This window comes from Caulobacter sp. P4_E5 (genome assembly GCF_056401555.1).
In genome coordinates this window covers 1-19,860 of sequence record NZ_JBFUJD010000090.1, presented here as the reverse complement: position 1 = coordinate 19,860, position 19,860 = coordinate 1, and the positions used below count along the sequence as shown (strand labels likewise).

Annotated in this window: 23 protein-coding genes; 9 read left to right on the top strand and 14 right to left on the bottom strand. The window is 66.8% G+C overall.

Annotation, left to right across the window (positions count from 1 at the left end):
• The 3 genes from AC1DSO_RS21480 to AC1DSO_RS21470 all read left to right on the top strand — a co-directional run.
• Positions 1 to 912: alpha/beta fold hydrolase (locus tag AC1DSO_RS21480; RefSeq protein WP_477070748.1), on the top strand; the 912-nt coding region annotated here is incomplete at its 5' end.
• A 97-nt stretch (positions 913 to 1,009) separates the two neighbouring features.
• Positions 1,010 to 1,351 carry a type II toxin-antitoxin system RelE/ParE family toxin gene (locus AC1DSO_RS21475; RefSeq protein ID WP_477070747.1) on the top strand — a complete coding sequence of 114 codons (342 nt, stop codon included), beginning with the start codon at positions 1,010 to 1,012 and terminating at the stop codon, positions 1,349 to 1,351.
• Between the two features lie 11 nt (positions 1,352 to 1,362).
• The gene (locus AC1DSO_RS21470; RefSeq protein ID WP_477070746.1) at positions 1,363 to 1,662 is read left to right on the top strand and encodes a helix-turn-helix domain-containing protein; all 300 of its coding nucleotides are present in this window, start codon (positions 1,363 to 1,365) and stop codon (positions 1,660 to 1,662) included.
• On the opposite strand, the gene hisN is transcribed toward AC1DSO_RS21470, so the two are convergent.
• Together hisN and AC1DSO_RS21460 are read right to left on the bottom strand one after the other, a co-directional pair.
• Positions 1,663 to 2,499, bottom strand: coding sequence for a histidinol-phosphatase (gene hisN, locus AC1DSO_RS21465; protein WP_477070745.1), 837 nt, complete (start codon positions 2,497 to 2,499; stop codon positions 1,663 to 1,665).
• A gap of 45 nt (positions 2,500 to 2,544) precedes the next feature.
• On the bottom strand, positions 2,545 to 2,943 hold the full coding sequence (locus AC1DSO_RS21460; RefSeq protein ID WP_047412577.1) for a helix-turn-helix domain-containing protein: 399 nt from the start codon (positions 2,941 to 2,943) through the stop codon (positions 2,545 to 2,547).
• 118 nt (positions 2,944 to 3,061) lie between these two features.
• Between AC1DSO_RS21460 and AC1DSO_RS21455 the strand changes: the two genes are divergently transcribed.
• Positions 3,062 to 3,997: a lysophospholipid acyltransferase family protein gene (locus AC1DSO_RS21455; RefSeq protein WP_477070744.1), complete on the top strand. Its 936-nt coding sequence runs from the start codon at positions 3,062 to 3,064 to the stop codon at positions 3,995 to 3,997.
• Between the two features lie 117 nt (positions 3,998 to 4,114).
• Here AC1DSO_RS21455 and AC1DSO_RS21450 read toward each other — a convergent pair whose 3' ends face one another.
• The 5 genes from AC1DSO_RS21450 to gcrA all read right to left on the bottom strand — a co-directional run bounded on the left by AC1DSO_RS21450 (position 4,115) and on the right by gcrA (position 8,201).
• The gene (locus tag AC1DSO_RS21450) at positions 4,115 to 4,633 is read right to left on the bottom strand and encodes a response regulator (RefSeq protein ID WP_047412582.1); all 519 of its coding nucleotides are present in this window, start codon (positions 4,631 to 4,633) and stop codon (positions 4,115 to 4,117) included.
• A 134-nt stretch (positions 4,634 to 4,767) separates the two neighbouring features.
• Positions 4,768 to 5,634, bottom strand: coding sequence for a M23 family metallopeptidase (locus AC1DSO_RS21445; RefSeq protein ID WP_477070743.1), 867 nt, complete (start codon positions 5,632 to 5,634; stop codon positions 4,768 to 4,770).
• A complete protein-coding gene (locus AC1DSO_RS21440; RefSeq protein WP_477070742.1) occupies positions 5,619 to 5,834 on the bottom strand; it encodes a DUF2093 domain-containing protein in 216 nt (71 codons plus the stop codon). Before AC1DSO_RS21440 ends, AC1DSO_RS21445 begins: the two co-directional genes overlap by 16 nt.
• A gap of 28 nt (positions 5,835 to 5,862) precedes the next feature.
• A complete protein-coding gene (gene xseA, locus AC1DSO_RS21435; protein WP_477070741.1) occupies positions 5,863 to 7,392 on the bottom strand; it encodes an exodeoxyribonuclease VII large subunit in 1,530 nt (509 codons plus the stop codon).
• A gap of 290 nt (positions 7,393 to 7,682) precedes the next feature.
• Positions 7,683 to 8,201, bottom strand: coding sequence for a cell cycle sigma 70 cofactor GcrA (gene gcrA, locus AC1DSO_RS21430; protein WP_477070740.1), 519 nt, complete (start codon positions 8,199 to 8,201; stop codon positions 7,683 to 7,685).
• Between the two features lie 238 nt (positions 8,202 to 8,439).
• Between gcrA and AC1DSO_RS21425 the strand changes: the two genes are divergently transcribed.
• The 4 genes from AC1DSO_RS21425 to AC1DSO_RS21410 all read left to right on the top strand — a co-directional run bounded on the left by AC1DSO_RS21425 (position 8,440) and on the right by AC1DSO_RS21410 (position 12,655).
• On the top strand, positions 8,440 to 9,261 hold the full coding sequence (locus AC1DSO_RS21425; RefSeq protein ID WP_477070739.1) for an ABC transporter permease: 822 nt from the start codon (positions 8,440 to 8,442) through the stop codon (positions 9,259 to 9,261).
• 179 nt (positions 9,262 to 9,440) lie between these two features.
• Positions 9,441 to 10,655 carry an acetylornithine transaminase gene (locus AC1DSO_RS21420; protein ID WP_477070738.1) on the top strand — a complete coding sequence of 405 codons (1,215 nt, stop codon included), beginning with the start codon at positions 9,441 to 9,443 and terminating at the stop codon, positions 10,653 to 10,655.
• Between the two features lie 62 nt (positions 10,656 to 10,717).
• On the top strand, positions 10,718 to 11,653 hold the full coding sequence (gene argF, locus AC1DSO_RS21415; protein ID WP_477070737.1) for an ornithine carbamoyltransferase: 936 nt from the start codon (positions 10,718 to 10,720) through the stop codon (positions 11,651 to 11,653).
• 90 nt (positions 11,654 to 11,743) lie between these two features.
• Positions 11,744 to 12,655 (top strand): Hsp33 family molecular chaperone, encoded by a 912-nt coding sequence (locus AC1DSO_RS21410; RefSeq protein WP_477070736.1) that lies wholly within the window; start codon positions 11,744 to 11,746, stop codon positions 12,653 to 12,655.
• 45 nt (positions 12,656 to 12,700) lie between these two features.
• Here AC1DSO_RS21410 and AC1DSO_RS21405 read toward each other — a convergent pair whose 3' ends face one another.
• The 7 genes from AC1DSO_RS21405 to metZ all read right to left on the bottom strand — a co-directional run bounded on the left by AC1DSO_RS21405 (position 12,701) and on the right by metZ (position 18,139).
• Positions 12,701 to 13,672: a DUF4347 domain-containing protein gene (locus tag AC1DSO_RS21405; protein ID WP_477070735.1), complete on the bottom strand. Its 972-nt coding sequence runs from the start codon at positions 13,670 to 13,672 to the stop codon at positions 12,701 to 12,703.
• A 136-nt stretch (positions 13,673 to 13,808) separates the two neighbouring features.
• Entirely contained in the window at positions 13,809 to 14,462 is a 654-nt protein-coding gene (locus tag AC1DSO_RS21400; RefSeq protein WP_477070734.1) for a hypothetical protein, read from the bottom strand.
• 177 nt (positions 14,463 to 14,639) lie between these two features.
• Complete coding sequence (locus AC1DSO_RS21395) at positions 14,640 to 14,972, bottom strand: helix-turn-helix domain-containing protein (protein ID WP_477070733.1); 333 nt, start codon at positions 14,970 to 14,972, stop codon at positions 14,640 to 14,642.
• 190 nt (positions 14,973 to 15,162) lie between these two features.
• On the bottom strand, positions 15,163 to 15,816 hold the full coding sequence (locus AC1DSO_RS21390; protein ID WP_477070732.1) for a hypothetical protein: 654 nt from the start codon (positions 15,814 to 15,816) through the stop codon (positions 15,163 to 15,165).
• 184 nt (positions 15,817 to 16,000) lie between these two features.
• Positions 16,001 to 16,435: a hypothetical protein gene (locus tag AC1DSO_RS21385; RefSeq protein ID WP_477070731.1), complete on the bottom strand. Its 435-nt coding sequence runs from the start codon at positions 16,433 to 16,435 to the stop codon at positions 16,001 to 16,003.
• 74 nt (positions 16,436 to 16,509) lie between these two features.
• On the bottom strand, positions 16,510 to 16,974 hold the full coding sequence (apaG, locus tag AC1DSO_RS21380; protein WP_477070730.1) for a Co2+/Mg2+ efflux protein ApaG: 465 nt from the start codon (positions 16,972 to 16,974) through the stop codon (positions 16,510 to 16,512).
• Complete coding sequence (metZ, locus tag AC1DSO_RS21375; RefSeq protein WP_477070729.1) at positions 16,955 to 18,139, bottom strand: O-succinylhomoserine sulfhydrylase; 1,185 nt, start codon at positions 18,137 to 18,139, stop codon at positions 16,955 to 16,957. The genes apaG and metZ overlap by 20 nt, the downstream gene beginning before the upstream one ends.
• Before the next feature lie 264 nt (positions 18,140 to 18,403).
• On the opposite strand from metZ, the gene AC1DSO_RS21370 reads away from it, so the two are divergent.
• Complete coding sequence (locus AC1DSO_RS21370; protein WP_477070728.1) at positions 18,404 to 19,423, top strand: 2'-deoxycytidine 5'-triphosphate deaminase; 1,020 nt, start codon at positions 18,404 to 18,406, stop codon at positions 19,421 to 19,423.
• Positions 19,424 to 19,860 lie beyond the last annotated feature (437 nt).

Sequence of the window (19,860 nt, the reverse complement as noted above, 5' to 3'; positions counted from 1 at the left end):
GCTCCGGTTCCCGACCACGGTAAGGCCGAATGGTTTCGCGGCGCGGACGGGGCGACCCTCCGCGCCGCGACGTTTTTCCCGCAAGGGCCTGCGCGCGGCTCGGTGGTGCTCAGCCCCGGACGCACCGAGCCGATCGAGAAATATTTCGAGGTCATCGAGGATCTTTTGGCGCGCGGCTTCGCCGTGCTGGTCCACGACTGGCGAGGGCAGGGGCTGTCGGCCCGTGGCCTTCCCGACCGCATCAGGGGCCACGCCCAGGGCTTCAAGACCTTCCTGTCCGACTACAAGGCCCTGCTCGACACGTTCGAGGCGCGGATGCCCAAGCCGTGGATCGCCATGGCCCACTCGATGGGCGGCTGCTTGGCCATGCTCGCCCTGGCCCACGGCGAGACGCGGTTCTCGGCCGCCGTGCTGTCCGCGCCGATGCTGGGGCTGAACAGCGGCGGCATCCCACCTTGGCTGGCCACGTCGCTCGCCTGGACCATGTCCCGTGTCGGCTTCACCGGCGAGTACGTGCAGGGCGGCCAGTACGACCCTCTGGCCCAGACCTTCGCCGGCGACGCCCTGACCCATGACGAGGCGCGCTATGACCGCTACCAGGCCCAGCTGCGCGCCGATCCCCGGATCGCGGTGGGCGGCATGACCTGGGGCTGGGCCGATTTCGCCATCTCGGCCTGCGCCTGGCTGCGCCGGAGCCGGGGCGTGGAGGCGATCAAGATCCCGGTGACGATCTGCGCCGCCGAGCTCGACAACCGGGTGCTCAATCCCGACCAGAAGCTGATCGCGGCGCGCATCCCGCAAGGGCGCTATGTCGAGGTTCCGGGCGCCTACCACGAGATCCTGATCGAGACCGACCCGCGACGGGCGGTCTTCTGGCAGGCGTTCGACGAGACGATGAGCGCCGTAATTTGACTTGCCTTTTGGATCATTTATGGTACATCTTTCTGAGTGCCGCCACACTTCAACCTAGAGAGACGTATGATCAGATCTGGCAAAAGGCTTTCGCCAAATGTTTGTGGTGCGCTTCTACGAAACGCCGACCGGAAATAAGGTCGTCAAGGATTGGCTTCTGAGTTTCACCAAACCGGACCGTGCGGTCCTGGGCGAGGACTTGAAGACCGTCCAGTTTGGTTTCCCGATGGGGCTACCGCTTTGTCGGTCGCTCGGAAACGGTCTCTGGGAAGTTCGCAGCACGTTACCGGTGATGCGCTCTGAAGCGAGAATGATCTTCTATCAAGATAGTGACGCTGCTGCGCTTGTCGTCGTCCATGGTTTCATCAAGAAGACCCAGAAGACGCCCAAGCGCGATATCGATCTCGCATTGCATCGCAAGCAAGAGGCCAGTCCCTGACGGGAGACGCCATGACAGACAAGATTAACATTAGCCGTGTAGAGCAATTCGACACGCTGGATGACTTTCTCGATGACGAAGGGATCCGCGAAGAGGTCACCGCGCGCGCCATAAAGCGCGTGATCGCGTTGCAGCTTCAAGAAGCCATGCGAGACCGCAAGCTCACCAAGGCCGCCATGGCTGAGCTTATGGAAACCAGCCGCGCGCAATTGGCGCGTGTGCTTGATCCCGAAGAGTTCAACGTCACGCTGGATACGCTGACCAGAGCGGCCAAGGTGGTCGGGCGAAAACTGCGCGTTGAACTCGTCTGACTACTTCGCCGAACGCCTCAGACTGACCAGGGCCTCGTCCAGCGGGCGGCGGTCGCCGGAGATGACCATCTGGCCGCCGTTCGGGCCGACGGGCTCGCCGCGCCAATTGGTGACCAGGCCGCCGGCGCCCTCGATCAGGGGGATGGCGGCCTCGATGTCCCAGGATTTCAGGCCAGCCTCGATCACCATGTCCATCTTGCCCATGGCGACCATAGCGTAGGCATAGGCGTCGCAGCCCAGGCGGGCCAGCTTGGCGGCCGCCCGCACCTGCAGCCAGGCTCCGCGCTCGGCCCCGTCGAAGCAGGCGTCGGCGTCGGTGGTGGCGATGACGGCGTCGGTCAGGGTCGCGCATTCGCGGACCTTGATCGGCGTGCTCTGGCCGCGCGCCAACAGGCGCGAGCCGCCGGCATGGCCGACGAACAGCTCGTCGATATAGGGCTGGCCGATCGCACCCAGCACCGGGCGACCCTGATGGCGCAGGCCGACCAGGGTGGTCCACAGCGGCAAGCCCGCGATGAAGGCCCGCGTGCCGTCGATCGGGTCCAGCACCCAGACGAACTCGGCGTCCGGGCGGTCCTCGCCATATTCCTCGCCGATCACGCCGTGCTCGGGATAGCGCTCCGAAATCAGTTTTCGGATCGCCGCTTCCGCGCCGCGGTCGGCCTCGGTCACCGGGTCGAACGCCGCGTGGCTGTCACGCGGCAGGTTCTTGCCCGCCCCCTTGTCCTCCAGGCCGTGGTCGGCCCGAAAAAGCGGCAAGATCACCTCGGCCGAAGCCCGGTTGAGGTCGATGATGAAGGCGTCGAGCGCCGCGAGCCGATCTGCGGAGAGCGTCATGGGCGGGGTTTAACGCCCCCGCCCTAGGTACGCTACCGTAGATCGTTACGCGTCGGCGTGTTCCGGGCCGCCGCCATTCAGCGACTTGGCCAGGTCCAGCAGACGACGGCGCGGACGCTCGCCCAGCAAGTAGTAGGCGCGGATCAAGTCCAGCGTCTCCTTGCGAGCAAACATTTCACCCCCTTCGGCTGCCTCGCCGGCCATGTCGCGACGCGCGTCCGACAGGCCGTCGTAGAAGTAGCCGACCGGCACTTCGAGAGCCTCGGACAGTTGCCACAGCCGCGCGGCGGAGATGCGGTTGGCGCCGCACTCGTACTTTTGAATTTGCTGGAACCGAACGCCAACAGTGCCGGCCAGTTGCTGCTGAGTCAGACCCAGCAGACGACGGCGGCGACGCAGGCGTCTGCCAAGATGAACGTCGATGTCGTTGCCCATGGAAGCCATGCCCCCCCTAGTTTTCCCGACCCGTCCCGAAACGGAACGGCCTGAGCCCACAGCCGCAAGTCGCGTGCCGGGCGAGGCGCCGTTGCGCGGCACGGGCGGGCAAGCCTACTAAGGGGGCATGTCGGATACGCGTCAGCCTTGGGTCCAGGACCTGTTGTGGCGGTTGGAAGCCTTGGGCTTCGACCTGTTTATCGGGGCCGTGCGCCTGATGGGCGTGGATCGCGCCTCGGACTTCGGCGGCTGGCTGGGCCGCACGTTCGGGCCGATGAGCGGCGCGCACAAGGTCGCGGTGCGCAACCTGAAACTCGCCTTCCCGGACAAGGACGCCGCCTGGCATGCCGAGATCCTGCGCGAGCAATGGGAAGGCCTGGGCCGCTCGTTCGCCGAGTTTCCGCTGATGGACAAGATCCTGCCGTCGACCGGCCGGGTCGAGGTGGTGAACAAGGAACGCCTGGCCGAGATCGCCGAGAACAAGATCCCGGTCGTGTTCGTGTCGGGGCATCTTTCGAACTGGGAGGTGATGCCCGCGGCCATCGTCGACAGCGGCGTGATCTGCGAGATGACCTATCGCGCGGCCAACAACCCCTATGTCGACAAGCGCATCCGGGACAGCCGCTTCCGCTACGGCGTTCGCCTGTTCGCGCCCAAGGGCGGCGACGGATCTCGCGAACTGTTGAAGGGCATGATGGAAGGCCGGTCGGTCGCCCTGATGAACGACCAGAAGTTCAACAGCGGCGTGGCCGCCCCGTTCTTCGGCCACGATTCGCGCACCGCGCCGGCCCCGACGCGGCTGGCGATCCGTTTTGGCACGGTGCTGCAGCCCATGTCGGTGCAACGCCTGAAGGGCGCGCGGTTCCGGGCGGTGGTGCACGAACCGATCGTCCCGCCCAACACCGGAAATCGCACCGCCGATATCGAGGCCGGTGTGCGGATGATCAACGCTTTCCTGGAAGAGCGCATCCGCGAGCGGCCGGCCGAATGGTTTTGGGTTCACCGCCGCTGGCCGAACGAGGTCTATGCGGCGCTGGCCGAACGGGAACGCGAGCGGGCCTAGAGCGCGCCGGGGTTAAGTGTGAGCGGTTAACCCGCCCGGGCGCGCTCTAACTCCAAGAAATAGAGCCTTTCTGGTTCAGATGATTCCATCTGAACCAGAAAGGCTCTGGACGCCGCGCTAGATTTCGAGCTTGTCGACGGACCCGTCCGGCTCGCCCATGCGGCGGAACGGCCCTTTGTGGTGCGGATCGACGCGGCGGCGGCGGCAGGGGCCGAAATAGTCCGGTGAGCGGATGAACGGCCGCGGGTGGAAGATCACGGTGTTGATCCGGTCCAGCAGCGAGCGGGCGGTCACCGGCTTGACCACCACCTCGGTCACCCCGGCGTCGCGGGCCTCGAACACGCGGTGACGCTCGGCGAAGCCGGTCAGCATGATGATCGGCAGGAACGGATCGACGCTGTCGGGCGAGTTGCGGACCAGCTGGGTGAACTGCACCCCGTCCAGCGGGCTCATCTTGAAGTCGACGATGGCGATGTCGGTCTGCCAGTCGCGCAGGATCTGCAGGCCCTCGGCCCCGTCCATGGCCTCGCGGATGTGCTTGACGCCCACGCCCTTCAGGATCGCCGAAACGATCGACCGAATGTGCTGGTTATCGTCCACCAGCAAAAAGCGCAGATTTTCCAGCGCCGCCGACATGCGGGAGCCGCCTCCTCAACTATCTCGCGGGAACACCGGAACACGTGGCCGCTTCCCCCAGCGACCCCTCGCTCCGATAACGGCGGCATAGCTAACGAATGATTGAAACTCGCGCCAGCGGCGAATTGCGGGAATTAGGCGCGGAAGGGGCCCGCGCCGACCAAAAGCGACGGATCCAGGTTCCGACCGCGCCATTTCATCCGCCAACAGAGGTGCGGGCCGGTCGCGCGGCCTTCCTTGCCGGTCTCGGCGATCAACTGGCCCTGCCGCACGTAAGTTCCCGCCGGAACGAGGATTTTCGACAGGTGCAGATAGGCGGTGATCAGGCCTTGGCCATGATCGACCAGCACCAGACCGCCCTCGTAATGCAGTCCGGTCTCGGCGAAGGCGACCAGGCCGGCGGCGGGCGCCCGCACCGGCGTGCCGACGGGCGTGGCCAGATCGACCCCATAATGGGGACGCTTGGGCTCGCCGTTCAGGATCCTCTGCCCGCCGAACCGGGCCGAGCGGCGCGCGCCCACGACCGGCAGGATGAAGCCGTCGCGGAAGCCCTCGATGTCGGCCTGGCTCGCGAAGCCGGCGGCCTTGCGGAGGTTCTCGGCGGTGATGCGCTCCAGCAGGGCCGGATCGGTCGGCGTGACCTGTTCGGGCGGCAGGCCGTCGATGCGCTGGATGTCGAAATCGCCGGCCGCGATCGTCGCCTCGTGGGCGGCCGAGCCGTCAGGCGTGGACACGGTCAGGGTGCTGGCCGGCGGCGCGTCACGATCGAAGCCGGCCACGAACCAGCCGTTCGCCGAGGCGGTGGTCAGCACCTGGCCATCGACATCGACCACGGCGCGCGGGGCGGTGCGGCCGATGGCCCAGCCGCCTTGGACATACTTGCCCGACAGCGACAGGCCGGGCGCGGCGGCGCTCGTCGACCTCGGGGCGGCGAGTCCGATCAAGCTGGTGGAAAGCGGCAGCGCGGCGAGGACCGCGCGGCGGCTCAGGCCTCTTGCCAACGCTTCAGCGCCTCGGCGGGGCTGGCATAGGCTTCCTGGTGCTCGGGGCTCCAGTAGCGCAGGGCTTCCAGCGGGATCTGCTTGTTGGTGACGGCGCACAGCACGAAGCGGCCAGGGCTGATCACGGCGTACTCGCCGTCGCCATAGTGCAGGACGGCCAGGCCGTCGGACTTTCCAAGATCACGGTCGAAAGCGTTCATGGCTCTTATTCTACGCCAGAGTAGCGTCTCAGAACAGGTCGCCCTGATCAGTCTTTGGTGGGACGGGCTTGGGGCGCGGCGGCGGGGCCGGACGAACCGGTATGGAAGGTGGCGCCGAGGGCGCAGGGCCCTCGTTGCCGATCACCGCCTCGCGCTCGCCGTCGGCGAACTGCAGTGCGACGTGGTCGCCCAGGGCCAGGGCGGCGGACGAGCGGATGATGGTCCCGTCGGCCTTGCGCACTAGGGCGAAGCCCAGCTCCAGCGGACGGCGCGGATTGAACGACTGGCGCAACTTTTCGAGATTAGCGAGTTGATCACCGGCGCGGGTCAGCCGGCGCTGGGCGGCGGAGTCCATGCGGGCCCACAGCAGCGGCAGGCGGGCATGGGTCGCGGCGCGTTCCGGCGCGCGGGTCCCGCAGGCGTTCAGGCGGCCAGAGAGGTCCGCCAGCCGCTCGGCCTTGATCGCCCGCTGCCGGGTCAGCACGTCCGGCGTCAGGCGGGCGGTGGTCTTCAGCAGGTCCTGGGCGTGGACGGTGGTGTTGCGATGCAGGGCCGCGTCGAGGCGGCCCGAGGCGATGTCGAACCGCTGCTGAGCCAGAGCCAGCAGGTCGGCGGGCCGGGGCAGGCCCCGCGCGGCGCTGACCAGGCGCGTGCGCCGCTCTTCCAGGGTTCGTGAGCCGCAGCGGTTGAGGCGACGATCGTAGTCCGAGATCAGGGCCCGCAGCTCGGCCAGCACCGGCGTCGCCATCTCGGCGGCGGCCGTGGGCGTCGGGGCGCGGCGGTCGGAGACGAAGTCGATCAGCGTGGTGTCGGTCTCGTGGCCCACCGCCGAAATCAGCGGGATGGTCCCCTCGACCACGGCGCGGGCCAGGCTCTCGTCGTTGAAGGCCCAGAGGTCCTCCACTGAGCCGCCGCCGCGCGCCACGATCAGGATGTCCGGACGCGGCACGGGGCCGCCCGGCGTAATGGCATTGAAGCCCCGGATGGCGGCGCTGACCTGGGCGGCGGCCTGGTCGCCTTGCACGACGACCGGCCAGACCAGCACCTGGCAGGGCCAGCGGTCGCGGATGCGGTGCAGGATGTCGCGGATCACCGCGCCGGTCGGGCTGGTGATCACCCCGATCACGGCCGGCATCGAGGGCAGGGGGCGCTTACGCTCCGGCGCGAACAGGCCCTCGGCCGCCAGCTTGGCCTTCAGCCGCTCCAGCTGGGCCAGCAGCGCGCCGACCCCGGCGGCCTCCATGCTGTCGATGATGATCTGATAGCGGGAGCCGGCCGGATAGGTGGTGATCTTGCCCGTGACGATGACCTCGAGCCCGTGCTCGGGCCGCACGCCCAGGCCACGGACGCTGCCTTTCCAGACCACGCCGTCGATCGCGGCCTTGTCGTCCTTGATGGTCAGATAGACGTGGCCGTTGCCGTGATGGGTGACCTTGGACAGCTCGCCGCGCAGCCGCACGAAGCCGTAGCGGTCCTCCAGCGTTCGCTTCAGGGCGAAGGCCAGTTCCGAGACCGAATAGGGCGGAGCGTTGGAATCGGTCGGCGCGAGGTCCGTCATGGGGCTATTTAAGGGGGAAGCGCCGTCAGGTCATCCATTCCAACGCACCAAAAAACCCGACCTCCCCGGCGAAGGCCGGGGCCCAGATTCAGCCTGAGCGGTTTGGGTGTTCGCGATCGAACGCCCGCGGGGACGTGAGCGACAGTGGGTTCGATCTGGGCCCCGGCTTTCGCCGGGGAGGTCGGATGTTGGGTGATGCGCAATCCTGTGGGCGCCCCCAGACATAGAAAATCCCGGACGGCCTTTTGGGCCGTCCGGGATCCGCCGCCTGAGAGACTTTGTTGTTCTTCTTAGATGTAGCGGCGAAGCGAACGGGCGAGCTCGGTGGCGCCGCCCTTCTTCTTGGTCTGCTGCGGCTGGTAGGCCACCCGGGCGTGCTCGACGCAGTAGGGGCCTTCCGACGAGCGGCGGCCGCAGAAGGTGAAGCCTTCCGACGACGGGTCGCCGATCGGCCACTTGCACATGTGCGCGCCCAGGGTCAGCACGGTGGCCGAGCCCGGCTCTTCGTGCCGGAAGGCCGGCAGCGACGGCGGGGTCGAGGCCATCGGGACCGACGGCGCCTCGACCGGCGTCACGCGGCGTGGCGCCGAGGGCATGGCCTGGGCGGCCGGACGCGCCGGACGCGGGGCCTTGAAGGCCGGACGCGCCGGTTGCGAGGGCGCCGCGCGGCCCGAGAGGCCCAGGCGGTGCACCTTGCCGATGACGGCGTTGCGCGTGACGCCGCCCAGTTGCTTGGCGATCTGGCTGGCGGACAGGCCGTCCAGCCAGAGCTTCTTCAAGGTCGAGACCCGTTCGTCGGTCCAGCTCATAACCCGTCTCCGCCGGTTCGATGAGGAGGAGAGCGTCCCCACGCCCTCGACCCCATATCTGGTGATCAAACCGCCCCGCCGGCGGTCGTCCTACTAGATATCGTAAAGAATGTGTTAAAACGCACAATGGGCGCCATCGACTCTGTCCACAGAAACAAGATGTTGATTCAGGCAAGCCCAAGCTTGCGGAAAGGCCCCCCAAGGCGCACATGGCCAAGCAGAACAACGGGTTGAGCCTATGAGAGACATGGCCGAGAGCGTCATTCCGCCGCAGCCGCGCGACTACCACGGCTGGAACTGGAGTGGCTTCGTCACCCTCTATCAGCGCGAAATCCGCCGGTTCTGGAAGGTCGGCACCCAGACGGTGGCCGCGCCGGTGGTCACGACTCTGCTCTACATGCTGGTTTTCGTGGTCGCTGTGGGCGGCAGCCGGCCGGCCGTGGGCGGAGTGACCTTCGGCCATTTCGTGGCCCCGGGCCTGATCATGATGGCGATCCTCAACAACGCCTTCGCCAATTCCTCGTCCTCGCTGATCCAGGCCAAGATGATGGGCCTGACGCCGGACTTTCTGACCCCGCCGCTGTCGGCTCTCGAGCAGGTGCTGGGCTTCGCCCTGGGCGCGGCGACGCGCGGCGTGGTGGTCGGGGCGGTCACCGCCGCCGTCATCAGCGTGCTGCCGGGCGCGGGCCTGTCGTTCGCCCACCCCTGGGCGATCGTCTATTTCGCCGTCGCCGCCTCGCTGATCCTGGGTCTGGCCGGCGTGCTCGCGGGGCTGTGGGCCGAGAAGTTCGACCAGCTGGCCGCCGTCACCAACTTCTTGATCATGCCCATGACCTTCCTGTCGGGCACCTTCTACCTGGTCGACAAGCTGCCCGAGCCGTTCCGCTCGGCCAGCCACTACAACCCGTTCTTCTATCTGATCGACGGCTTCCGCTACGGCTTCATCGGCCACGCCGACGGCTCGATCGCGATCGGCGTCGTCAGCATGGGCGTGCTGACCGTCGGCCTGTTCCTGTGGTGCTGGCGCCTGTTCGTCACCGGCTATCGCCTGAAGAGCTGACACCGGTGACCATTAGGTGGCCCATGGGCCACCTGTGGCCCGCGCGACAAAATCGCCGGATTTGACAGGTCTTTCACGGCCCTTTGATTGACAGGACGCGGTTCCACGGCGACAACCTGCGGCCTTCCGGTCCCCGTGCGAACAGCGCGGGGGCTTCTTTCCTTTTAGGAGGGCCGGTCTTGAGCACCGCGACGTCGTCCAACTCCTCGCAGAACCACATCATGGGCGTGTACAACCGCGCTCCGCTGGCGTTCGACCGAGGCCGAGGCGCGCGCCTGTTCTCGACGGACGGCGACGAATATCTGGACTGCGTGGCCGGCATCGCCACCTGCGGCCTGGGCCACGCCCACCCCGTTCTGGTCGACGCGCTGAAGACCCAGGGCGAGAAGCTCTGGCACGTCTCCAACATCTACACGATCCCCGAGCAGGAAGTGCTGGCCGACAAGCTGTGCGCCAACACCTTCGCCGACGTGGTGTTCTTCACCAATTCGGGCACCGAGGCGATCGAGTGCGCCCTGAAGGCCGCGCGCCGCTACCACGTGGTCAACGGCCAGGCCGAGCGCGTGGACATCATCGGCTTCGAGGGCTCGTTCCACGGCCGCTCGTACGCGGCCGTCAACGCCTCGGGCAACGCCGGCTATCTGGACGGCTTTGGCCCGCGCCTGCCGGGCTACAGCCAGCTGCCGTTCGGCGATCTGGAGGCCCTGAAGGCCGCCCTGACCGACAAGACGGCCGCCGTGATCATCGAGCCCGTGCAGGGCGAGGGCGGGGCGCGGTCGCTGACCGAGGCCCAGCTGGACGAACTGCGCCAGATCACCCGCGAGGCCGGCGTCCTGCTGATCTTCGACGAGGTGCAGAGCGGCATGGGCCGGACCGGCAAGCTGTTCGCCTACGAATGGGCCAGCGACGCCGCGCCCGACATCATGTGCGTGGCCAAGGCCCTGGGCGGCGGCTTCCCGGTCGGCGCCTGCCTGGCGTCGAACGAAGCGGCGCGCGGCATGACGCCGGGCGTCCACGGTTCGACCTACGGCGGCAACCCGCTGGCCATGGCGGTCGGCAAGGCGGCCTTCGACGCGATCAACACCCCCGAGGTGCTGGACAATGTGAAGACCGTCGCCGGCTACTTCACCCAGCAGCTGAACGGCCTGAAGGACCGCTTCCCGGATGTCATCGTCGACATCCGCGGCAAGGGGCTGCTGATCGGTATCAAGGTCGTGCCGAACAACCGCGAATTCATGGTCATGGCCCGCGATCAGAAGCTGCTGATCGCCGGCGGCGGMGACAACTGCGTGCGCCTACTGCCACCGCTGAACCTGACCGTCGAGGAAGCCAGCGAGGCGATCTCCAAGCTCGAGAAAGCTTGCGAGACCGCGCGCGCCAAGGCCGCCGTCTGACACACCTGAACCTTTGAAAACCCCGCTCCGGTTCGCCGGAGCGGGCGTGAGGGATTTGGCCCATGACCGCCCCCCGCCACTTCATCGACCTGTGGAAGCTGGACGGCCCGACGCTGCGCTTGCTGCTCGAGGACGCCAAGGCCCGCAAGACCGCCCGCAAGGGCTGGCCGCAGGGCAAGGTCGACGCCGACGCGCCGGCCAAGGACCGCGTGCTGTCGATGATCTTCCAGAAGAACTCGACCCGCACCCGCTTCTCGTTCGACGCGGCCATGCGCCAGCTGGGCGGCGACGCGATCATCTCGACCTCGTCGGACATGCAGCTGGGCCGAGGCGAAACCATCGAGGACACCGCCAAGGTGCTGTCGCGCATGGTCGATGCGGTGATGATCCGCGCCAACAGCCATGCCGACGTCGAGCGCTTCGCCCAGGTCTCGACCGTGCCGGTGATCAACGGCCTGACCGACAAGAGCCACCCGTGCCAGATCATGGCCGACCTGCTGACTATCGAGGAGCGCTTCGGCGACGTCGGCGGCAAGACGATCGCCTGGGTCGGCGACGGCAACAACGTCTGCTCCAGCTTCATCCATGCCGCGCCGCTGCTGGGCTTCACGCTGAAGATCGCCTGTCCGGCGGTCTATCACGCCGACCTGCACGACCTGGCCCGGGCCGAGAGCCTGCAGGGCAAGGTCAGCATGATGACTGACGCTAAAGAAGCTGTGCGCGGCGCCGACGTGGTGGTGGCCGACACCTGGGTGTCGATGGGCGACACCGACCATGATGAGCGCCTGGCCGCCCTGGAGCCCTATCAGGTCGACGACGCCCTGATGGACCTGGCCAAGCCCGACGGCGTCTTCCTGCACTGCCTGCCGGCCCACCGCGGCGAGGAAGTCACCGACGCGGTCCTGGACGGCCCGCGCTCGCTGGTCTGGGACGAAGCCGAGAACCGCATCCACGCCCAGAAGTCGGTGCTGGCCTGGGTGTTCGGGGCGATCGGGTAGGGGGTTATTTCTCCTCCCCCGCGAGCGGGGGAGGATCTTGGGGCCGCATGCACTCGCAATTCTCTCCCTACCGTCCTATCTAACCGCGCCATGACCGACATCGCCCCCAATCCAAGCGTCCTCGACGACGTCGTTTCCGCGTTCCAGATCGAAGGCCTGCCCGTGCGCGGCCGGGTCGTCCGTCTCGGCGCCGCCGTCGATGAGGTGCTGACGCGCCACGACTATCCCGAGCCGGTCGCCAACCTGCTTGGCGAGGCTTGCGCCCTGGCGGCCCTGGTCGGCTCCAGCCTGAAGTTCGAAGGCCGGCTGATCATCCAGGCCCAGGGTGACGGCCCCGTGCGCTATGTCGTGGTCGACTACGACACCTCGGGCGGCTTGCGCGGCTATTGCCGGTTCGATCCCGAAGAGGTCGCCAAGGCCTCGGAAGGCTTCGCGCGTCCGGGCGCCAAGACCCTGCTGGGCGGCGGCGTGTTCATCATGACCCTGGACCAGGGCCCGGACATGGATCGCTACCAGGGCGTGACGCCGATCGAGGGCGAAACCCTGGCCCTGTGCGCCGAGCAGTACTTCGCCCAGTCGGAGCAGACCCCGACCCGCGTGCGCCTGGCCGTCGGTCAGGTCGACACCGGCGAGGGGCCGAAATGGCGGGCCGGCGGCATCCTGATCCAGGTGATCGCGGGCGACCAGGCCCGGGGCGACACCCAGGACGCCTGGACCCACGTCCAGGCCCTGTTCGAAACCACCGGCGAGGACGAGCTGATCGACCCCACGGTCACGACTCCCACCCTGCTGTGGCGGCTGTTCAACGAGGACGGCGTGCGCCTGCTTGACGAAAAGCCGCTACGCGCCTTCTGCCGCTGTTCGGAGGACCGGATCGGCGTGGTGCTGGACTCGTTCTCGGCCGAGGAAGTCGCCGAAATGGTCGAGCCCGACGGCAAGATCCATGTGACCTGCGAATACTGCTCGCGGGTCTACAAGCTGGATGCGCCGGTCGCGGGTTGAACGTGAAGAAGCGGACGGCGATCGCCGTCCGCTTCCGCCCGGCGACTAGCCCAGGATGTCTCTCCACCTGCGGCCGGCGCGATAGTGGATATGCGGGTGGTCTTCATCCTGCAGCAGCGTGTGGTTGAACACCCGGAAGATCTTCCTGATCGCCCGCTCGCCGTAGCCGAACTTCAGCTTGATGCGGCCGGTGAGCAGGGCCGCGTGCTGGCCCGGCAGCGAGAAGGGCTTGTGCCACCGCACCGCGCGCGCGAGTTCGTCGGCGATCAACGCGTCCACCTTGGTCCATCCGGTGGACGGGTCCGGCTCGAATAGCGCCTCGGCCAGTTGATCCAGCGTGGTGATGATCACGTTCTCCAGGACGTGCAGGCGCACCTCGTGGCCGCCGGCCAGGCCGCCGGTCGCATCCTCCGGGGGATCGATCGCCGCCGGCTGCGCGTGTGGCGTCGCCATCTGCCAGGTCGAGAAGGGCTCCAGCGCAAAGTTGCCGTCCTCGTCGCAGTAGATCAGGCCCGTGGGTCCGTAGACGTTGGCGTTCACCGTCTTGGCCAGTTCGTACAGCAATTGGGCGCCGTCGGTCCCGGCGCCGACGTGGCAGCCGTACAGGAACAGGTTGGAGACGCCGCCGTTCAGGGCCGCGAACAACGGCGCCCACACCTTGATGTTGTCGATCGAGACGTGGTGGTCCTTGTCGCCCCGCGACTGGCCCGCGCCCGTGACGATCAGGCCCTGGTCGCCATGGCCGACGATGCAGGCGGACTGGGCCGTCGGCTTCTTGCTCTTGACGCATCCGTCGAGGCCGCTTTCGGCGGTTTGGACGGTGGTGTTGCCGATGGCGCTCTGCGTGCCCTTGCGCGCATAGGCGAGGTAGTCGTCCGGCTTGGTGGAGTCGATCGTGACGCAGCCCGGCAAGGGGGCGACCATGATCGGCTTGACGACGGGGCCTGATGTCGCCGGAGCGGCCTGGGTTGGGGCGTGCGTCATCGCATCGCCCGACGGGGCGAGGGTGGTGGTCATCGAAATCTCCTGAAATTAGGCGCGATCGTGATCGCAAGCGGTGGGCATGGGCGGGCCATCGGGTGGGACGACGGCCCGCCCGCCGTTCGGCTGGGCGGAGGGGGGGGGCGGTGGGCGGACCCCTTCCGCCGCGCCGTCAGCTGTAGGCGACCGAGAAGGCGCCGTTAGAGGCCTGGGTCACGGTGGCGGTGTTGTAGGGGAGGCCGGTGAAGTCGATCGCCGCGATGTTGTTCGACACCGCCGAGTAGTCGATCACCTGGCCCGGCACATAGAGGCCGTCGGCGACATAGAACTTCACCACGGGGGTGACGTTGTAGATCTCGTTCGGCAAGGCCGTGAAGGTGGCCACCGGCGCCGGGATGACGCCGCCGTTGTCGCGGGCGAGGCCGAACACGAACTGGTTCTGCGGCGTGAAGTCGGTGGAGCTGGTGATCGAGAACGAGCCGTTCTGCGCCTTGCCCGGGCTCGTCAGGGTGCTGAAGCCCGTGACGCCGGTGTTGGTGAAGGCGACCGTGTCCTTGGTGTCGGTGTTCACCGGCATGACGCCGCCGGAGTCCAGGACGGTGCTCGGGGTCAGCGCTTCGGCCGGCTGCGACCAGAAGGCATAGGCGCTGTCGGTGTAGACGACCGAGTCCCAGCTGCCGTTGGTCACGTTCTCGAAACACGCCCAGGCGTTGGTGAAGACCGGCGTCACGCCGCCGTTCGAGGTGACGGTGGGCTCTTGCATGAAGGCCACATAGGCCTTGTTGGCCAGGGATTGGTTGTAGATGCGGATGGTATATTTCGCCATGAGCGGATTCCTTTTTTGAATTGAAGAAATCAGCAAGACTTGAGATCTATATTGCAGTTCTTATTTTGTGTGATCTCTGTTCTCGTTGACGACTTCAACCTATTGCGAACCAGATCTTTGAGATAGATCGAGCGTCTTGCGCTGAGTGCAATTGCGAATGTTTAATTTGACCTGCGCTCAAGGCGTTTGGGTCATGTCATTCAGTAGCGCCATCAGATGCTGGACGGCGGTCCGCCTGAGGCGGCGGACGATCTGGACGAGCTCGAACTCCTCCGACGCCAGGCTCTCGGCCGAATGGGCGTCCATCTCGCCTCGGCCCAGCACCAGCCAGTCCAGCGAAATATCCAGGACCTCGGAGATGCGTGCGGCGTTCTCGAGCGACATGGGGCCGCCCTTGCGCCAGCGACTGATGGCGCTCTCGTGCACGTCGAGATCCAGCGCCAAGGCCATCATCTTGGAGATGCCGCGTCCTTTGATGGCGCGGCTCAGCCGATCCCCCCTGGACTCCATCACCCGGCTCACTCAAAGGGCGGGGCTGTACTGAGCCCCGCCCACCCGAAGCGAAAGATAGACAACCGTAATCAGTATTCGGTTTGATTTTAGCCTATGGTTGTATTTCCGATCGCGCTCCCGGAAACACGGAGCGCGCGAATTTCTCTGCGGTCGGAGTTCTGGAGAGGAGAGCCGTCCGTCGCCGGAGTCAGGTGTAGGCGACGCTGAACCCGCCGTTGGGGCTTTGGCTCACCGTGGCGGTGGTCTGGGGGCGACCGGTGAAATCGATGGTGGCGCAGCTGTTCGACACGGCCGAGACGTCGATCACCTGGCCGGGCGTGTAGAGGCCGTYGGCGACGTAGAACTTCACGACGGGCGTGATGTTGTAGGTCTCGTCGGGCAGGGCCTGGAAGCAGGCGACGGGCGCGGGTATGACGCCGCCATTCTCGCTGGCCAGGCCGAATACGAAATTGTTCACCGGCGTGAAGTCGGTCGAGCTGGCGATCGCGAACGCGCCGTTCTGGGCCGTACCGGGGCTGACCACGCCGGTGAAACCCGTCGCGCCCGTGTTCGTGAAGGTCACCGTGTCCTGGGTGGCGGTGCTCACCGGCATGACCCCGCCGGAGTCCAGGACGGTGCTTGGCGTCAGCGCTTCGCTGGATGGCGACCAGTAGGCGTAGGTGCTGTCGGTGTAGACGACGCTATCCCAACCGCCGTTGGTGATGTTTTCGAACGTGGCCCAGGCGTTGGTGTAGATCGGGGTCGTCCCGCCGCTCGCGCTGACGACCGGCGCTTCCATGAAGGCCACGTAGCTCTTGTTCGCCAGGGATTGGTTGTAGATGCGGATCGTATAGGTCGCCATCGGTTCGCTCCTGTGAACCTGTGATGGACGCGTCACGACGCCGACGGTGATGAGCAGGTGTCAGACGTCTTCATGCGCCTGCTTCCTCTGAAGCGGCGCCATTAAGGCGGGAAGTTTTGCCTCAATGCAACCTATGATGAAGGCGCGTTCGCGAACGCCTCAGGCGGGCATTCGCGGGGAGCGATCAAAACCCGCAGCCGGTGCTCTTCCAGCCGGCTCGGAAGGCTTGGCTGTTTTCGGCCGTTTCGAGCGTGGCGATGGCGGGCCGCGCCATGAAGCGGCGCTTTTCGGTTTCGCCCGATGCGGCGATGCTGTCGACCACGCCGCAAACGATCATGGTCTTCTGGTAGCGGCCGGTGCGCAGGCCTTTGAACTCGGCCGAGTCCGGGTTGGCCAGTTGGACCGCGATGGCTTTCTCGATCCGCGGCATGATCGCTTCGACGCGCTTTTGCTGCGCATAGGTCTGCCAGATCAGCGGCCCGCGGCCGATCTCGACCGTCGGCGTCGGCCGGGATTGCGGCGCGGGGTCGAAGAAGGGGTGATTGGGCTGCTGAGCGATGGCCTGCGGGGCCAGTACGGCGGCGCCGATCAAGGCGCAGAGGGCGGTCTTGGCGAGCATGGCGATCTCCGACGAACTCTGTCCGTCGAAGCTCAACCTCTACGATCTCTTTGTCAATCCGCGCGCGGCGGGCGTCAGTTCAGCTTCAGCGCCGCGCCGGGCAGGTGCAGCGAGAATTCCGGGATCTCGACGTCGAACAGTTCGCCGTCGGCGGTGACCATCGCATAGCTGCCCCGCATCGCGCCCGAGGGCGTGGGCAGGGGGCAGTTGGAGATGTAACGGAACGCCTCGCGGGGCTTCAGCTCCGGCTGCTCGCCGACCACCCCGCTGCCCTCGACGTCGTTGACGCGGTTGAACGCGTCGATGATCGTCCAGCGACGGGAGACCAGGGTCACCGTCTCGCTGCCGTGGTTCTCGATCTCCACCGTGTAGGACCACAGATAGAGACCCTGCTCGGGCGAGGACTCCTCGGCCGCATAGGCGGGGAAGACCCGGACGAGAATGTCGCGCGTCCGCGCCTGGTAGGCCGCGCCGTCCTGGCCCCGGCGGCGGCGCATCCTCTGCAGCGAGGGCGAGGTCTCACGCCTGATCGAGCGCACGGTTCACATCTCGCGTCAGGTCGCCAAGGGCTTCGAGGCCGACCGACAGGCGCACGCCGCCCTCGGTCACGCCCAGCAGCGGGCGCTGCTCTTCCGGCACCGAGCGGTGGGTGGTGGTCGGCGGGTGGGTCGCCATCGACTTGGCGTCGCCCAGATTGTTGGAGATGTCGACGATCTCCAGGGCGTTCAGGAACTTGAAGGCCGCCGCGCGCGAGCCGAGGTCCAGGGCGATCACGGTGCCGCCGCCGGTCATCTGCTTCTTGGCGACGTTGTGGCCCGGATGGTCGTGGCGGAACGGGTAGAGGACCGTTTGCACCTTCTTGTGCTCGGCCATGACATTGGCCAGGGCGAAGGCGGTGTCGGTCTGGCGGCGCACGCGCAGGTCCAGGGTCTCGAGGCCTTTCAACATGACCCAGGCGTTGAACGGCGACAGCGACGGGCCGGTGTGGCGCAGGGCGTCGCGGTAGAATTCCTCGTTGATCGCCTCGCTGGTCAGGATGGCCCCGCCCAGCACGCGGCCCTGGCCGTCGATGTGCTTGGTGGCCGAATAGACGACGACGTCGGCGCCCAGCTCCAGCGGCTTCTGGAAGATCGRGGTGGCGAAGACGTTGTCGACGATGACCTTGGCGCCGACGGCATGGGCCATCTCGGCCACGGCGGCGATGTCGGTGATCTCAAGCACCGGGTTCGAGGGCGTCTCGATCAGCACGGCCTTGGTGTTGGGGCGGATCGCCGCCTCCCAGGCCTTGGGATCGGTGGCGTCGACGAAGGTGGTCTCGACGCCGAACCGCGGCAGCCATTCGGAGACGATCCAGCGGCACGAGCCGAACAGGGCGCGGCCGGCCACCACGTGGTCCCCGGCGCGGACCAGGCCCATCAGGGCGGCGTGGATCGAGGCCATCCCAGTGGCCTGGGCGCGGCAAACTTCCGCGCCTTCCAGCAGCGCCAGGCGGTCCTCGAACATCTTCACGGTCGGATTGTTGAACCGCGAATAGACGAAGCCGGGGTCCTCGCCCGAGAAGCGGCGATCGGCGCCCTCGGCGCTGTCGTAGGTGAAGCCCTGGGTGAGGTAGAGCGCCTCGGCGGTCTCCATGAACTGCGAGCGCGCGATCCCCCCACGAATGAGCTTCGTCGCGACGTCCCAGTCTTTTGGATCCTCGGCCACGGGCCTGCCTCCTTACGCGTAAACCGCCGGCATAAGGAGCGGCGAGGGGGTGTTGGTCAAGCGTCAACACCCGCTCCGCAACCGGAGAATTGTCACGGGCGAAAAGTACATTGTCATGGGCGAGCCAAATTCGCTCCAGGCGGTCATCGTGCTGGCTGAACGCGTCGGCGTTTAGACAACGGCCTGTTCGTTGGGTCAGAGATTCCGCCAAACCCGACCGGCTTCGCCTTGCCTTTGGAGCCGTGTTTCGCGAGTGTCGCGCCGATGACCGACGCCCACGCAGCGGGGATTCTGCCCTGCCAGACCATCGAGGAATTGATCACCCAAGAGGCGATCACCTCAGCCACGCCGTTCGATACCGACCAGGTGCAGCCCGCCAGTCTCGACCTGCGGCTGGGCGCGCGCTGCTGGCGCGTCCGCGCGTCGTTCCTGCCGGGCCTGCACAGGAAGGTGCCGGACCGCCTGAAGGACGTGGCCATGCACGAGCTGGACCTGACCAAGGGCGCGGTGCTGGAGAAGGGCTGCGTCTACATAGCCGAGATCCAGGAACGCCTGACTCTGCCGATGACCATCTCGGCGCGCGGCAATCCCAAGAGCTCGACCGGTCGTGTCGACGTGTTCGTCCGCCTGCTGACCGACCACAGCCGCGCCTTCGACGACGTCGACGCCGGCTATACCGGGCCGCTCTATATCGAGATCGCGCCGCAGACCTTCTCGGTGCTGGTGCGCGCCGGTACGCGGCTCAACCAATTGCGCCTGAAGCGCGGCGAGCCGGCCAAGCTGGCCACCCGCAGCGTCGGGGTCGACCTGACGCCGGGTGTCGTCGGTTTCCGTGGCCGCCGCCACGCCGGGGTCGTCGACCTGGACCACGAGGACGGCCACGACCCGCGCGACTACTGGGAGCCGCTGGAAGCCCGCCACGGCGAGCTGCTGCTGGATCCGGGCGAGTTCTACATCCTGGCCTCCAAGGACGACATCGAGATTCCCGTGCTGGAAGCGGCCGAGATGACCCCGATCGATCCGTCGGTCGGCGAGTTCCGCGTCCACTATGCCGGCTTCTTCGACCCGGGCTTCGGCACTGAGGAGGCGGCGGCCGTTGGCTCCAAGGGCGTGCTGGAAGTGCGCAGCCACGAGACGCCGTTCCTGCTGGAGGACGGCCAGACGGTGGCCCGGCTGGTCTACGAGCCCCTGACCGCGCGTCCGGTGCGGCTGTATGGCGAGGGCGGGTCGCACTACCAGCGCCAGGGTCTGAAATTGTCCAAGCATTTCAAGGCCTGGTCCTAGATCAGGGCTTGAGCCGATCGACATTCACTGCGCGTTGCCGCCTTCCTGGGCCCGACGCGGCGGTCACATGACTGAAGTCGATGGGCGCCTTCCCAAACCGACACAAGCTCTCTGTCGCGATTTAGGCGCCTTAGACGACCCGCCTATAGCTCAGCCGTCTGGTCCCGTTGTCGGCTCGAGCATGGTTCGGTCCCCTGTGAGATGGGGCAGTCCCCAAAATCCGTATTCGGGATGTCGGCGTCAGCGTCGCGCGAGCGTCCTTGGGAACATCAAGACTGTCCGCCCGCGCCCCAGTTTGGAAAAGACCACAGGAGATAAAGGTGTCTGCATCAGTGCTCTTCATGTCCATGTCGCTGGACGGGTATATCGCGGGGCCCAACGATGAAGTGGGCAATCCCGGCGGCGACGACTTTATGCGGCTGCACGAGTGGTACGGG

Excerpts from the sequence above, each read along its gene's own strand:
- AC1DSO_RS21425 (WP_477070739.1), top strand. The coding sequence starts at position 8,440 with ATGAGAGACATGGCCGAGAGCGTCATTCCGCCGCAGCCGCGCGACTAC.
- AC1DSO_RS21470 (WP_477070746.1), top strand. The coding sequence starts at position 1,363 with ATGACAGACAAGATTAACATTAGCCGTGTAGAGCAATTCGACACGCTG.
- hisN (WP_477070745.1), bottom strand. The coding sequence starts at position 2,499 with ATGACGCTCTCCGCAGATCGGCTCGCGGCGCTCGACGCCTTCATCATC.
- AC1DSO_RS21370 (WP_477070728.1), top strand. The coding sequence starts at position 18,404 with ATGACCGACGCCCACGCAGCGGGGATTCTGCCCTGCCAGACCATCGAG.
- AC1DSO_RS21410 (WP_477070736.1), top strand. The coding sequence starts at position 11,744 with ATGACCGACATCGCCCCCAATCCAAGCGTCCTCGACGACGTCGTTTCC.
- AC1DSO_RS21395 (WP_477070733.1), bottom strand. The coding sequence starts at position 14,972 with ATGGAGTCCAGGGGGGATCGGCTGAGCCGCGCCATCAAAGGACGCGGC.
- gcrA (WP_477070740.1), bottom strand. The coding sequence starts at position 8,201 with ATGAGCTGGACCGACGAACGGGTCTCGACCTTGAAGAAGCTCTGGCTG.
- AC1DSO_RS21385 (WP_477070731.1), bottom strand. The coding sequence starts at position 16,435 with ATGCTCGCCAAGACCGCCCTCTGCGCCTTGATCGGCGCCGCCGTACTG.
- AC1DSO_RS21405 (WP_477070735.1), bottom strand. The coding sequence starts at position 13,672 with ATGACCACCACCCTCGCCCCGTCGGGCGATGCGATGACGCACGCCCCA.
- xseA (WP_477070741.1), bottom strand. The coding sequence starts at position 7,392 with ATGACGGACCTCGCGCCGACCGATTCCAACGCTCCGCCCTATTCGGTC.
- AC1DSO_RS21440 (WP_477070742.1), bottom strand. The coding sequence starts at position 5,834 with ATGAACGCTTTCGACCGTGATCTTGGAAAGTCCGACGGCCTGGCCGTC.
- argF (WP_477070737.1), top strand. The coding sequence starts at position 10,718 with ATGACCGCCCCCCGCCACTTCATCGACCTGTGGAAGCTGGACGGCCCG.
- AC1DSO_RS21400 (WP_477070734.1), bottom strand. The coding sequence starts at position 14,462 with ATGGCGAAATATACCATCCGCATCTACAACCAATCCCTGGCCAACAAG.
- AC1DSO_RS21460 (WP_047412577.1), bottom strand. The coding sequence starts at position 2,943 with ATGGCTTCCATGGGCAACGACATCGACGTTCATCTTGGCAGACGCCTG.
- AC1DSO_RS21455 (WP_477070744.1), top strand. The coding sequence starts at position 3,062 with ATGTCGGATACGCGTCAGCCTTGGGTCCAGGACCTGTTGTGGCGGTTG.
- AC1DSO_RS21475 (WP_477070747.1), top strand. The coding sequence starts at position 1,010 with ATGTTTGTGGTGCGCTTCTACGAAACGCCGACCGGAAATAAGGTCGTC.
- AC1DSO_RS21450 (WP_047412582.1), bottom strand. The coding sequence starts at position 4,633 with ATGTCGGCGGCGCTGGAAAATCTGCGCTTTTTGCTGGTGGACGATAAC.